Below are 12,834 nucleotides of genomic sequence, written 5' to 3'. Positions count from 1 at the left end.
GTGACGGACGGACGGACGCGCCGGCGCGAGGACACCCGCCAGCGCCTCTTCGTGGCGGCGGTGGACCTCATCGCCGAGCAGGGCTTCTCGGCCACCACGGTGGACGACATCGCGGCCCGGGCCGGTGTGGCGAAGGGGACCGTCTACTACAACTTCCAGTCCAAGACGGTCCTGTTCGAGGAGCTGCTGCGGCACGGCATCGGCCTGCTCACCGCCGACTTCCGGGCCGCCGTCGACGGGCTGCCGCCGCTGGAGGCGCTCGGCGCGCTGGTCCGCGCCCAGCTGGAGTACATCCGCCGCTACCGCGCCTTCGCCCAGCTCCTGCTCTCGGAGATGTGGCGCACCAACAGGGAGTGGCAGCAGACGCTGCGGCTGCTGCGCGGCGAGGCCATCGCGGTGATCGCCGAAACCGTGCGGGCCGGCGTGGACAGCGGTGATCTCCCCGCCGACCTGGACGTGCGTACCGCCAGTTCGGCGCTGTTCGGCGTGGGGCTCGTGGTGGCGGTGGACTGGCTGGTCTTCTCGCCGGAGCGGCCGATCGACGAGGTGCAGGAGTCGCTGCTCGGCATCGTCCGGCGGGTCGCCCGCACCTGACCAGCGGTCGGTAATTCGGTTGATTCCGGACCGCCGGACGGGTGAGGGTGAGGTCACCGCCCCCACGATCCGAGTCCGGAGGACCTTCCATGCGGCTGCTCCGAGATCTCTGGGCCACGGCGCCCCGGCGCATGGCGGCGGTCCTGCTGCTGATCGTGCTCGGCGCCGGTGGTCAGGCCGCCGCCTCCGCGCTGGCCGGGCCGGTGCTGGTGCACCGCTCGTCCGGCTGGTTCGTCGCGCTCGCGGTGGCGCTCGTCGCCGCTGTCGTCACCGACCTGCTGATCGGCCTGATCATGGCCCGCCTCACCGCCGACTGGTCGGCCGACGTGCGGCGGCGACTCTGCCGCGTCGCGCTCGGCCAGGACCTGCCCACCCTGGAGACCACGCCGGTCGGTGAACTGCTCGACCGGATCGACAACGACGTCTACCAGGTCGCCGCCGAGATGCGGAACACCGGCGTACGGCTCGCGCAGGGCCTCGCGGTCTGCGTCCTCGCGACGGTGAGCGCGCTGATCGTCTGGTGGCCCGCGGGCGTCGGCATGATCCTGCTCATCGCGCTGCTCGTGGTGACGCTGCGCCGCCCGACCGCCCGGATCGCCCCGGCCCGGATGGCCGAGGAGGAGGCGTGGTCCGACCTCGCGGCGGTGATGGAGGAGGCGGTGCACGGGCAGGACGACGTACGCACCAGCCTCGCCCGGCCGTACGTGCTCCGCCTCTACGCCCGCCGCGCGGCCGAGGTGATCGCCCGGTGCGTCCGGGTCTTCCGGCTCTCCGCGCGGGTCACCGCCATCGCCGCGGGCGCGGTCGGGCTCGGCGTCGCGGGCGTGGTGCTGGGCGGTGCGTGGGCGCTCTCCACCGGCCGGGTGGACGCCGCCCGGCTCACCGCGATCTGGCTGCTGGTGATCGCGTTCGGCGCGACCGTCGAGCAGATCGCGCGCTGGGTGCCGCACCTGCAGCAGGCGTTCGGCGCGTGGGGCCGGGTGCAACTGCTCGCCGGGTCACCGCAGGAGCCGGAGGGCGGGGCCACCCCGGTCGACGGCGACCTGACCGTGCGCGGGCTCACCTACCGCTACCCGGCCGGCGGGGACGACCGCGGACCGGCGCTGCGCGACGTGCACCTCGACTTCGTCCGCGGGCGCTCGTACGCGCTCGTCGGGCGTACCGGCTCGGGCAAGTCGACGCTGGCGAAGGTGCTCACCCGGGCGGTGGACGTGCCGCGCGGGACGGTGTTCCTCGGCGGCACCGACCTGGCCGACCTGGACGTGGAGGAGTTGCGCCGGTGGATCGCCGTGGTGCCGCAGCGCACCGAGATCCTGGCCGGCACGCTGGCCGAGAACGTGGCGCTGTTCGACCCGGAGCTGCTGGACGCCGCCGAGCGCGCGCTGGCCGAGCTGGGCCTGGCCGGCTGGATCGCCGAGCTGCCCGACGGCGTGCACACCCGGCTCGGCGACGGCGGGTACGTGCTCTCCGCCGGGCAGGAACAGCTCGTCGCGTTCGCCCGCATCCTGGTCCGGGACCCGCACGTGGTGATCCTCGACGAGGCGACCGCGCGGCTCGACCCGGTCACCGAGAACCGGGTACGCGAGGCCACCGAACGGCTGCTCACCGACCGGATCGGCATCGTCATCGCGCACCGGCTCTCCTCGGTGCGCCGCTGCGACGAGGTGGTGGTGATGGCCGACGGCGCGGTACTGGAGGCCGGCCCCCTGCGCGAGTCGGCCCGCTTCGCCGAACTGCTCGCCACCAGCCACGCCGGGGCGTACGCCGGAGTGGGCGCCCGGGGCAGCGGCGTGAACCTGCTCGACGCGCCCGCCTGGGACGACGCCCCGGCCACGCCGAGCGCACCCGCGACCCGGCCGGCCGCCGCGCCGCGCACCGACCCGCCACCCGCGCCGCCCACGCCGCCCGCGCGGACCATGCGGGAGATCTTCCGGCTGGGCACCAACGACACCCGGTACGGCCTGCTCTCGGTCGGCCTGTTCATCGTGATGACGGTGCTCGGGATGGACGGCGCGGTGCTGCCCTGGCTCTGGGCCGACCTGATCGGCGGCGGCGACCCGTGGCTGCCGGCGCTGGGCATCGTGGCCGCGCTGCTCGTGGTGCTGCCGCTGCCGTACCTGACGAACCTGTGGTTCCCGCAGTGGTGGATCCGGCAGATGCTGCGGATCAGCGCCCGGCTGGTGCACGGGCAGACCGGCGCGCGCCGGGTCAGCGGGCACACCCCGGCCGAGGTGGTGGCGCAGGGCGGCGACACCGACCGGGTGGTGCACCTCGCCGACAACCTGATGGACCAGTTCATCTCGCTGACCATCGTGGTCGCCATGACGCTGGTGACCGGCAGTCTCGTACCGGCGTTCTTCTTCGTCGGCACGATGGTGGTCTCCGGGCTGGCGGCGACGCTGTTCGGGCCGCGGCTGGAACGCACCGCCGCCGGCACGGTGAAGGCGCGTGCCGCCTTCGCCACCGCGCTGGTCTCCGCGCTGTCCGCCGCCCGGACGGTGAAGCTGGCCGGCGCCACCCGCCCGGTGCTGCGCCACCTCGCCCGGCTGGACGAGGTCCGCAGCGAGCGGCAGCGACGCGAGATCGCCATGCAGGTGTGGGCCCGGTCCACCCCGTCGGTCGCCAGCGGCCTGCTGCCGATCGGCGCGTGGGCGCTCTACCTGGCCGGTGAGCTGTCGGCCGGTGCGGCGCTGGTGGCCGTCTCCACGCTGGGCGCGGCCCGCTGGTTCGCGTGGACCACCGCGTCACTGGTCTCGCAGTACCCGTCGGCGCGCGTGTGGACGAAGCGGACGGTGGCGATGACCGGTGAGGCCGTGTACGCGGCGCCGGTGCCCGGACTGGACCTGGTCGCGGGCACCGCGCCCGCGCCCGAGGCGCCGCCCCGGCACCCGCTGCGCCGCCTGGAACTTGCCGGTTTCGGCGCGCTGCACTCCGACGGCACGCTCGCCGTCCGCGACGTCGACCTGGTGGTCGAGCGCGGGCAGCTGGTGCTGGTCGTCGGCCCGGTCGGGTCCGGCAAGTCGTCGCTGCTGCGCGCGCTGGCCGGGATCGTGCACCACGTCGGCGAGCTGCGCTGGAACGGCGACCCGGTCACCGAGCCGGAGATGTTCCTGCGCCCCAACCAGGTCGGGTACGTCGGCCAGCTGCCCCGGGTGCTCTCCGGCACGGTGGCCGACAACATCGCGCTCGGCCACCAGGTCGACGCCGCCGGGGCGGTCTCGACCGCCCAGCTCGAACACGACCTGGCCGCCGCCGGGGGCGGGCTCGGGCTGCTGATCGGGCACAAGGGCACCCGGCTCTCCGGCGGTCAGCTCCAGCGGCTGGCGCTGGCCCGGGCGCTCGCACCGCGTACCGAGCTGCTGGTGGCCGACGACGTGTCGTCGGCGCTGGACGTGAGCACGGAGCTGGCGCTGTGGGCGGCGCTGCGCGAGCACGGGGTGACTGTGGTCGGCTCGACCGCGAAGCGGGCCGCCCTGGTACGGGCCGACCGAGTGGTCGTGCTGATCGACGGCACGGTGGCCGACCAGGGCACCTGGACCGACCTGGAACCCCGCTGGAACCACCTGGCCGGCTGACCACCCGGCCCGACCCCGTTGATCATGAAGTTGGCGGCGACAAATCGGACGCAGAACGCCGCCAACTTCATGATCGACGCGCAGGGTCAGAAGGCCCGGGCGTACTGGTCGGGCCAAGTTGGGGTGGCGCCCAGCTTGGCGGCGGCGCGGCGCGGCCAGTACGGGTCGCGCAGCAGTTCCCGGCCCAGCAGCACCAGGTCGGCCTCGCCGCCGGCCACGATCTGCTCGGCCTGCTCGGGCTCGACGATCAGGCCGACCGCGCCGGTCGGCACCCCGGCGTCGCGGCGGATCCGGGCGGCCAGCGGCACCTGGTAGCCGGGTCCGACCGGGATGGACGCCTTGACCGCCGCGCCACCGGAGGACGTGTCGACCAGGTCGACGCCGGCGGCGGCCAGCTCTCCGGCGAGCACCACGCTGTCCTCGACGGTCCAGCCGCCGTCGGTCCAGTCGGTGGCGGAGATCCGGGTCAGCACCGGCACGGATTCGCCGACGGCGGCGCGTACCGCGCGGGCCACCTCCAGGGTGAGCCGCATCCGGGCGGCCCGGTCGCCGCCCCAGCCGTCGGTGCGCCGGTTGGTCAGCGGGGACAGGAACTCGTGCAGCAGGTAGCCGTGCGCGGCGTGGATCTCCACGGCGGCGAACCCGGCGTCGAGCGCCCGCCTTGCGGCGCCGGCGAAGGCGTCCACCACGGCGGCGATGCCCGCCTCGTCCAGCGCGGTGGGCGTGCGGTACTCCGGCACGAACGGCTGGTCGCCCGGGCCGACCGGGGTCCAGCCGCCCTCGGCGTCCGGCACGCCGCCGCGCGCCGGTGCCCACGGCCGGTACGTGGACGCCTTGAACCCGGCGTGCGCGAGCTGCACCGCCGGCACCGCGCCCTGACCGGCGACGAACGCGGTGATCGGCCGCCACGCGTCGACGTGCGCGTCGGACCAGAGCCCGGTGTCCTGCGGGCTGATCCGGCCCTCGGGCACCACAGCCGTCGCCTCGGTGATGACGAGCCCGGCCCCGCCGACCGCGCGGGAACCGAGGTGGACGCGGTGCCAGTCGGTGGGCAGGCCGTCGGGCCCGGCGCTGTACTGGCACATGGGCGCCAGCGCGATCCGGTTGGGCAGCGTGACGCCGCGCAGGGCGAGCGGGGTGAACAGGGCGCTCATTGTCGAGGATCCTCCGGTCATGACTTCGGGTGCGTCCCGGTTTCGCGGGACGCACCCGAAAAGGGTGTGGATCAGGCGGGTACGGGGTCGAGTCGCTCGGTCTCGACCGGCTCGATCAGGTCGCGCTTGCCGGCCGAGTCGTACGCGACCCGGTCGAGCGTCCCCTCCCGGGCGGCCACGATGGTCGGCACCACCGCCTGGCCGGCCACGTTCGTGGCGGTACGGATCATGTCCAGGATCGGATCGATCGCCAGCAGCAGGCCGGCACCGGCCAGCGGCAGGCCCAGCGTGCTCAGGGTCAGCGTGAGCATGACGATCGCACCGGTCAGGCCGGCGGTCGCGGCCGAGCCGACCACCGAGACGAACGCGATGAGCAGGTAGTCGGTGACGCCCAGGTTCACGCCGAACACCTGCGCCACGAAGATCGCGGCGAGCGCCGGGTAGATGGCGGCGCACCCGTCCATCTTCGTGGTGGCGCCGAACGGCACCGCGAACGAGGCGTACTCGCGGGGGACGCCGAGGCGCTCGACCGAGCGCTGGGTCACCGGCATGGTGCCCACCGACGAGCGGGAGACGAACGCCAGCTCGATGGCGGGCCAGGCGCCGGCGAAGAAGCGCAGCGGGTTGAGCTTGCCGGCCACCGCCAGCAGCACCGGGTAGACCACGAACAGCACCAGCGCGCAGCCGACGTAGACGGCGGTGGTGAACTTCGCGAGCGGGGCGAGCAGGTCCCAGCCGTACGAGGCGACGGCGTTGCCGATCAGGCCCAGCGTGCCGATCGGGGCGAGCCGGATGACCCACCAGAGCGCCTTCTGCACGATCGAGAGCAGCGAGCGGTTGAGCGACACGAACGGCTCGGCGGCGTCGCCGACGAGCAGCGCGGCGGCGCCCACCACCAGGGCGAGGAAGACGATCTGCAGGACGTTGCCCTCGACGAACGCGCCGACCGGGTTGGTCGGGACGATGCCGGTGAGGAAGTCGATCCAGGAGCCGGTGGTCTTCGGCGCGGTGGCGCCGGCCGGGTCCAGGTTGACGCCCCGGCCCGGGTCGGTGAGCAGGCCGAGGCCGATGCCGATGCTCACCGCGATCAGCGCGGTGACGGCGAACCAGAGCAGCGTCTTGACGGCGAGCCGGGCGGCGTTGGCGACGCCGCGCAGGCTGACCACGCTGACCACGATGGCGGTGAAGACCAGCGGCGGCACGGCGAGCTTGAGCAGCTGGACGAAGAGGCCGCCGACGGTGTCGAGCGTGCTGGTCAGCCAGGCGAGGTCGGCGGCGCGGGCGAGGAAACCGAGCGCCACGCCGAGCACGAGGCCGAGCAGGATCTGGACGGAGAAGGGAATTCTGCGCAGGGCGGAAGTCATGAGGACGGATCCAAGGTCTGGAGAGGGAAGGCGGGCGTCAGGGCGTGGAGCTACGCCGGACAGACGCCGCTGGCCTGCCGTCGCAGATCGACGTACAGGCGCTCGGTGAGGCACCAGACATTGGTCATCGTCGCGACACGTTACTCCCTTCTTGCGCCGGAATGGAAGGACCGTCGGTCGTGAGGCTCCTTACAGCCAGGTAGCCGGCGGTGGCCAGCCCCCACGCGGCGACCACGACCAGCAGCACCCGCTCCGACAGCCCGAGCAGCGGGCTGCGGCCGACCAGCAGCAGTGCCAGCGCGACCACGGCGGCCACCGGTAACGCCAGCGCCGCGCCGACCGCGGCGATCCGCCGCAACCCCAGGTCCGCCTCCGGGGAGAACAGCAGCGCCAGCATGGCGAGGACCACCACGGCGGTCGCCGCGATGCTGGCCCCGCCGTGCACCAGGTCGGCCACCGTGGGCGCCTCGAACGGCGGCAGCGGGCAGCCCTCGCTGCACGTGACCGCGCCGGAGAGCACCGTGGCCACCGCGCCGACGCCGAGCAGCCCGGCCGCCGCCCGTAACCCCGGCGGCAGCGCCCCGGCGAGCAGCAGCAGCGACGCGGCCACCGAGAAGATCCCGATCCGGTACGCCCCGGCGTACCCGCTGTCGGCGATGCCCGCCTCACTCACGTACCCGGCGGGGCCCGGACCGGGACCGGCGACCACCGCAACGGTCACCGCGGCCACGCCTGCGGCCAGGCAGACGGCGGCGAACGCGGCGGCGATCCGGCGGCCGGTGTCCTCAGCCACGTCCGTGCGGGGTGGTCCAGCCGGACAGATCCGGGCCGAGCGGCACGATCCGGGTCGGGTTGATCATGTCGTGGGTGGCGTAGTAGTGCCGCTTGATGTGGTCGAAGTCCACCGTCTCGCCGAAGCCCGGCGTCTGGAACAGGTCCCGCGCGTACGCCCAGAGCACCGGCATCTCGGTGAGCTTGCGCCGGTTGCACTTGAAGTGCCCGTGGTACGCCACGTCGAAGCGCACCAGCGTGGTGAACAGGCGCACGTCCGCCTCGGTGATCGCGTCGCCCATCAGGTAGCGCCGACCGGACAGCCGCTCGCTCAGCGCGTCCAGGCGGGCGAACAGCGCGGTGAACGCCTCGTCGTACGCCTCCTGGGAGGTGGCGAAGCCGCACCGGTAGACGCCGTTGTTGACGTCCCGGTGGATCTCCGCCATGAGCGCGTCCATCTCCGGGCGCAGCTCGACCGGGTAGAGATCGGGCGCGTCCGGCGCGTGGAACCGCCGCCACTCGGTCGAGAAGTCCAGCGTGAGCTGCGGATAGTCGTTCGTCACCACCCGCCCGGTGAGCGTGTCCACGAGCGCCGGCACTGTCACCCGGCCGGTGTAGTCCCTGTCGGTGGACAGGTACGCCTCGGACAGGAAACCGATGCCGAGCACCGGGTCGAAGCCGTCCGGGTCGAGCGCGAACCGCCAGCCCCGCTCGTCCCGGATCGGGTCGACGGTGCCCAGCGAGATCACCTCGTCCAGGCCCAGCAGGCCGCGCACGATCCGGGCCCGGTGCGCCCACGGGCAGGCCCGGCACCAGATCAGCCGGTAGCGGCCCGCCTCCAGTGGCCAGCGCCCCGCATCGTCCGGCCCGCCGCCCTCGGGTGAGGTGGAGTGCGGGGTGACCCGGCCGGTGAACCGGTTGGGCTGGCGGACGAACGCGCCGCCGCCGCTGGTCTCTGCGCTGAACTGAGCCCCGGACATGCGGCAAACCTATCCGCTCGGGTCACGGATATCCTGGCGCCGGGTACTCCCGCGACCCGCCGACCGACCCCTTCCCACCCCCCGAAGGACGTACGCGCGATGACAGTGGCCTATCTCGTTGCCGGAGTCCGTACCCCGATCGGCCGGTACGCCGGCGCCCTGGCCGGGGTCCGCCCCGACGACCTGGCCGCGCACGTCGTCCGCGAGCTGGTGTCCCGCCACCCGTCGGTCGACTGGGCCCGCACCGACGACGTGATCCTGGGCTGCGCCAACCAGGCCGGTGAGGACAACCGCAACGTGGCCCGGATGGCGGCGCTGCTCGGCGGCCTGCCGGAGGAGGTGCCGGGCAGCACCGTCAACCGGCTCTGCGGCTCCGGGCTGGACGCGCTCGCCTCCGCCGCCCGCGCGATCGTCGCCGGGGAGGCCGACCTGGTGGTGGCCGGCGGCGTGGAGAGCATGAGCCGTGCGCCGTTCGTCATGCCGAAGGCGGCCACGCCGTTCGCCCGCACCGCCGAGGTGTACGACACCACGATCGGCTGGCGGCTGGTCAACCGCCTGATGCGCAAGGGCTGGGGCGTCGACTCGATGCCGGAGACGGCGGAGAACGTCGCCGCCGAGTTCGGCGTGGACCGGGCCGCGCAGGACGCCTTCGCGTACCGGTCGCAGCAGCGGGCCGCCAAGGCACAGGCCGACGGCCGGCTGGCCGAGGAGATCGTCCCGGTGACGGTGCCCGCCGGCAAGCGGGAGACCAAGCTGGTCGAGGCCGACGAGCACCCGCGCGAGACGACGCTGGAGAAGCTCGCCGCGCTGCCCACCCCGTTCCGCGAGGGCGGCACCGTCACCGCCGGCAACTCCTCCGGCGTCAACGACGGCGCCGTCGCGCTGCTGGTCGCCTCCGCGGCCGCCGTCGAGCGCTACGGCCTCACCCCGCTGGCCCGGGTACGCGGCGCCGCGTCGGCGGGCGTACCACCACGGATCATGGGCATCGGCCCGGTCCCGGCGACCCGGAAGCTGCTCGACCGGACGGGCCTCTCGCTCGCCGACGTGGACGTGGTCGAGCTGAACGAGGCGTTCGCCGCGCAGTCGGTGGCGGTGCTGCGCGAGCTGGGCCTGCCGGAGGACGCCGAGCACGTCAACCCCGGCGGCGGGGCCATCGCGCTGGGTCACCCGCTCGGCGCCAGCGGTGCCCGGCTGGCGTTGACCGCCGCGCTGGAACTGCGTCGCCGGGGCGGCCGGCGGGCGCTCGCCACCATGTGCATCGGAGTCGGCCAGGGCATCTCGATGCTGCTGGAGTCAGCCGACTGAACCGGGGCGCCCGCATCGCCTCAGGTGGATCTCCCGAACCCGGCCGTACGCGCCTAGAGTGGTGTAGACCACATGATCCGCCATCGACGGCGGACGACGACCTGGGGGACCGAGCGATGCAGACGCCGGAGAGCCTTCCCACCGAGATCGACCTGAGCCGGCCGAGCGCCGCCCGGGTCTACGACTACTTCCTCGGCGGGGCGCACAACTTCGAGATCGACCGGCAGCTCGCCGAACAGATCGCGGCCATGACGCCGAACCTGGCCGCCACGATGCGCTCCGGGCGGGAGTTCCTGCGCCGGGCCGTACGCGTGCTGCTCGACGCCGGCATCGACCAGTTCCTCGACATCGGCTCCGGCATCCCCACCGTCGGCAACGTGCACGAGGTCGCCCAGACCGCCGACCCGGACGCCCGCATCGTGTACGTCGACATCGACCCGGTGGCCGTGGCGCACAGCCACGAACTGCTCGCCGGCAACGACCGGGCCACCGCGGTCCTGGCCGACCTGCGCGAGCCGAAGCTGATCCTGGACCACGCCCGCGCCAGCGGCCTGATCGACTTCGACCGGCCGCTGGGCATCCTGCTCGCCGGCGTGGTGCACTTCGTGCCGGACGCGGACCGCCCGGCCGACATCCTGGCCACGCTGCGCGCCGCCGCCGCACCCGGCAGCTACCTGGTCATCTCCCACTCCACCTTCGAGGACCAGCCGCAGGAGATGCTGGACGCGCAGCGGCTGTCGGCGCGTACCGCCACCGAGATCACGCTGCGCTCCCGGGCCGAGATCACCGGCTTCTTCGGCGACTGGACGATCCTCGAACCGGGCGTGGTGCACATGCCGCTGTGGCGGCCCGACTCCCCGTCCGACGTGGACGAGCACCCGGAGCGGTTCGGAGCCTTCGGCGGCGTCGCCCGGCACGACCGCGCCGCCGGCTGAGCCCATGCGCACCCCGGACAGCGACGGGGGAGACGTCAGCCGGCCCGGCGCCGCCGCGTACGCCGCCGAGTGGGCACGTGCGGTGCGCCGCATCGGGTTCGTGCCGTTGAGCGCGGCCGAGACCGAGCGCCTGCTGGTGCCGCTCACCGAACGGCTCGGCGAGGCCCTGCTCGCCCCCACCTTCTCCGCCGGCCCGGCGGAGGAGGTGGGGCGTGCCCTGGTGCAGGCGCATCTCACCGAGCCCGGCGTGCTCGACTGGTCGGTGCAGGCACTCGGCGACCGGTTCCTGCCCTGGGTGCTGCCGTCGCGGACGGAGTCGCCGGAGCTGCGTGAACGGGTCGCGTTGCTCCAGGGCGCGTTCGCCGCCGGGTTCGCCCGCGCGCTGCGCGACCGGGTCTTCAGCCAGCAGGAGCGGATCGCCAGGTCCGCCTGGCAGGCCCGGGACACCGTCGAGCAGGCGTTGCGGGACAGCGAGGCGCGGTTCCGGGCGGTCTTCACCGGGGCCGTCATCGGCATCGGCATCGCCGGGGTGGACGGGCAGATCATCGAGGTCAACCAAGCCTTCGCGGACATGCTCGGCTACACCGTCGCGGAGATGCGGCGGATGAACGTGTCGGCGCTGGCCTATGCCGACGACGCGGCCGGGATGTGGGAGCTGTACCAGGAGCTGATCGAGGGCAAGCGGGACAGCGCCCGGGTGGAGAAGCGCTACTACCGCAAGGACGGCAGCGTGGTCTGGACCGACCTCGCGGTCTCGCTGATCCGGCACGACGACGGCCGGCCCCGGTTCACCGTCGCGATGGTGGAGGACATCACCCAGCGGTACGAGCTGCAGCAGCGGCTGCGCTTCCAGGCGCTGCACGACCCGCTGACCGGCCTGCCCAACCGGACGCTGTTCTTCGAACAACTCGGCGAGGTCTTCGACGGCGCCGGCCCGGACCAGCGCGTCGGCCTCTGCTTCATCGACCTGGACGGCTTCAAGGCGGTGAACGACAGCCTCGGCCACGACCTGGGCGACCGGCTGCTCAAGGTGATCGCCCGCCGGCTCAGCGACTGCGTGGCCGGGCGCGGTCACCTGGTGGCCCGGATGGGCGGCGACGAGTTCGTCATCCTGGTCGACTCCGACGGCGGCATCGACGACGCGGTGGAGGTCGCCGAACTGGCCCTGGCCGCGGTGTCCGCGCCGGTGCACGTCGGCGACCAGCAGTTGGCCGTGTCGGCGAGCATCGGCATCGTGGAGTGCCCGGCGGCGGAGACGAGCGTCGGTGACCTGATGAAGGCCGCCGACACCACGCTCTACTGGGCCAAGGCGGAGGGCCGGGGCCGCTGGGCGGTGTACGACCCGGAGCGCAGCGCCGCCGACATCGCCCGCTCCGCGCTGGCCGCGAACCTGCCCGCCGCGCTGGACCGGGGCGAGTTCGTGCTGCACTACCAGCCGATCGTGTCGCTGCTGGACGGCACGATGGTGGCGGTCGAGGCGCTGGTCCGCTGGCAGCACCCGGAACTGGGGCTGATCGGGCCGGACCGGTTCATCGGGCTGGCCGAGGAGACCGGCCTGATCGTCCGCCTCGGCGCCTGGGTGCTGCGTCAGGCCTGCCGCGACGCCGAGTCGTGGCGGCGCGCGTACCCGGACACCACGCCAGTGGTGAGCGTCAACCTGGCCGCGCGGCAGGCCGACGACCCGGCCATCGTGGAAACGGTGGCCGAGGCGTTGCAGCACACCGGCCTGCCGGCGGAGCTGCTGCAACTGGAGCTGACCGAGAGCGCCGTCATGGGCAGCGCCGGTGAGCCGTTGCGGACGCTGCACCAGCTGGCCGATCTCGGGCTGCGGCTGGCCATCGACGACTTCGGCACCGGCTACTCGAACCTGGCGTACCTGCGGCGGCTGCCGATCCACTGCGTGAAGCTGGCCGGTCCGTTCGTCGAGGGGATACGGGGTGACGGCGGGGACGCGGTGGCCGACCACCGCGACGAGCGGATCGTGGACGCGCTGGTCCGGCTGGCGCACGCGCTGGAGCTGTCGGTGACGGCCGAGGCGGTGGAGACCGAGGTGCAGGCCGAACGGCTGCGGGCGCTACGGTGCGACACCGGGCAGGGCCGGCTGTTCGGCGCACCGATGCCCGCCGACGGCATCCGCGCCCGCCTGGGCGGGTAGG

Annotated in this window: 9 protein-coding genes; 5 read left to right on the top strand and 4 right to left on the bottom strand. The window is 73.7% G+C overall.

Annotation, left to right across the window (positions count from 1 at the left end):
- Together O7604_RS02365 and O7604_RS02360 are read left to right on the top strand one after the other, a co-directional pair.
- Positions 1 to 594, top strand: coding sequence for a TetR/AcrR family transcriptional regulator (locus tag O7604_RS02365; protein WP_281578740.1), 594 nt, complete (start codon positions 1 to 3; stop codon positions 592 to 594).
- 89 nt (positions 595 to 683) lie between these two features.
- On the top strand, positions 684 to 4,169 hold the full coding sequence (locus O7604_RS02360; protein WP_281578739.1) for an ABC transporter ATP-binding protein: 3,486 nt from the start codon (positions 684 to 686) through the stop codon (positions 4,167 to 4,169).
- Between the two features lie 86 nt (positions 4,170 to 4,255).
- On the opposite strand, the gene O7604_RS02355 is transcribed toward O7604_RS02360, so the two are convergent.
- The 4 genes from O7604_RS02355 to O7604_RS02340 all read right to left on the bottom strand — a co-directional run bounded on the left by O7604_RS02355 (position 4,256) and on the right by O7604_RS02340 (position 8,438).
- Positions 4,256 to 5,323, bottom strand: a complete 1,068-nt coding sequence (locus tag O7604_RS02355; protein WP_281578738.1) for an NADH:flavin oxidoreductase/NADH oxidase — start codon at positions 5,321 to 5,323, stop codon at positions 4,256 to 4,258.
- A 71-nt stretch (positions 5,324 to 5,394) separates the two neighbouring features.
- A complete protein-coding gene (locus O7604_RS02350) occupies positions 5,395 to 6,675 on the bottom strand; it encodes a dicarboxylate/amino acid:cation symporter (RefSeq protein WP_269706899.1) in 1,281 nt (426 codons plus the stop codon).
- Positions 6,676 to 6,811: 136 nt separating this feature from the next.
- Positions 6,812 to 7,480, bottom strand: coding sequence for a DUF998 domain-containing protein (locus O7604_RS02345; protein WP_269701410.1), 669 nt, complete (start codon positions 7,478 to 7,480; stop codon positions 6,812 to 6,814).
- Positions 7,473 to 8,438 (bottom strand): glutathione S-transferase C-terminal domain-containing protein, encoded by a 966-nt coding sequence (locus O7604_RS02340; protein ID WP_281578737.1) that lies wholly within the window; start codon positions 8,436 to 8,438, stop codon positions 7,473 to 7,475. The genes O7604_RS02345 and O7604_RS02340 overlap by 8 nt, the downstream gene beginning before the upstream one ends.
- A 99-nt stretch (positions 8,439 to 8,537) precedes the next feature.
- Here O7604_RS02340 and pcaF point away from each other — a divergent pair, with 99 nt between their 5' ends.
- From pcaF to O7604_RS02325, 3 genes are all read left to right on the top strand, one after another.
- Positions 8,538 to 9,743, top strand: a complete 1,206-nt coding sequence (pcaF, locus tag O7604_RS02335; RefSeq protein ID WP_281578736.1) for a 3-oxoadipyl-CoA thiolase — start codon at positions 8,538 to 8,540, stop codon at positions 9,741 to 9,743.
- A gap of 116 nt (positions 9,744 to 9,859) precedes the next feature.
- The gene (locus O7604_RS02330; protein ID WP_269701408.1) at positions 9,860 to 10,678 is read left to right on the top strand and encodes an SAM-dependent methyltransferase; all 819 of its coding nucleotides are present in this window, start codon (positions 9,860 to 9,862) and stop codon (positions 10,676 to 10,678) included.
- 4 nt (positions 10,679 to 10,682) lie between these two features.
- On the top strand, positions 10,683 to 12,833 hold the full coding sequence (locus O7604_RS02325; RefSeq protein WP_281578735.1) for an EAL domain-containing protein: 2,151 nt from the start codon (positions 10,683 to 10,685) through the stop codon (positions 12,831 to 12,833).
- Position 12,834: the final 1 nt, after the last annotated feature.

The sequence above is a fragment of the Micromonospora sp. WMMA1947 genome, from assembly GCF_027497355.1.
Lineage (GTDB): Bacteria > Actinomycetota > Actinomycetes > Mycobacteriales > Micromonosporaceae > Micromonospora.
The sequence above is the reverse complement of the archived record's forward strand: the minus strand, read 5'-3'. Positions and strand labels throughout refer to the sequence as shown.

Coding starts and splice junctions, on each gene's coding strand:
- O7604_RS02325 (WP_281578735.1), top strand. CDS start 10,683: ATGCGCACCCCGGACAGCGACGGGGGAGACGTCAGCCGGCCCGGCGCC.
- O7604_RS02360 (WP_281578739.1), top strand. CDS start 684: ATGCGGCTGCTCCGAGATCTCTGGGCCACGGCGCCCCGGCGCATGGCG.
- O7604_RS02330 (WP_269701408.1), top strand. CDS start 9,860: ATGCAGACGCCGGAGAGCCTTCCCACCGAGATCGACCTGAGCCGGCCG.
- O7604_RS02355 (WP_281578738.1), bottom strand. CDS start 5,323: ATGAGCGCCCTGTTCACCCCGCTCGCCCTGCGCGGCGTCACGCTGCCC.
- pcaF (WP_281578736.1), top strand. CDS start 8,538: ATGACAGTGGCCTATCTCGTTGCCGGAGTCCGTACCCCGATCGGCCGG.
- O7604_RS02340 (WP_281578737.1), bottom strand. CDS start 8,438: ATGTCCGGGGCTCAGTTCAGCGCAGAGACCAGCGGCGGCGGCGCGTTC.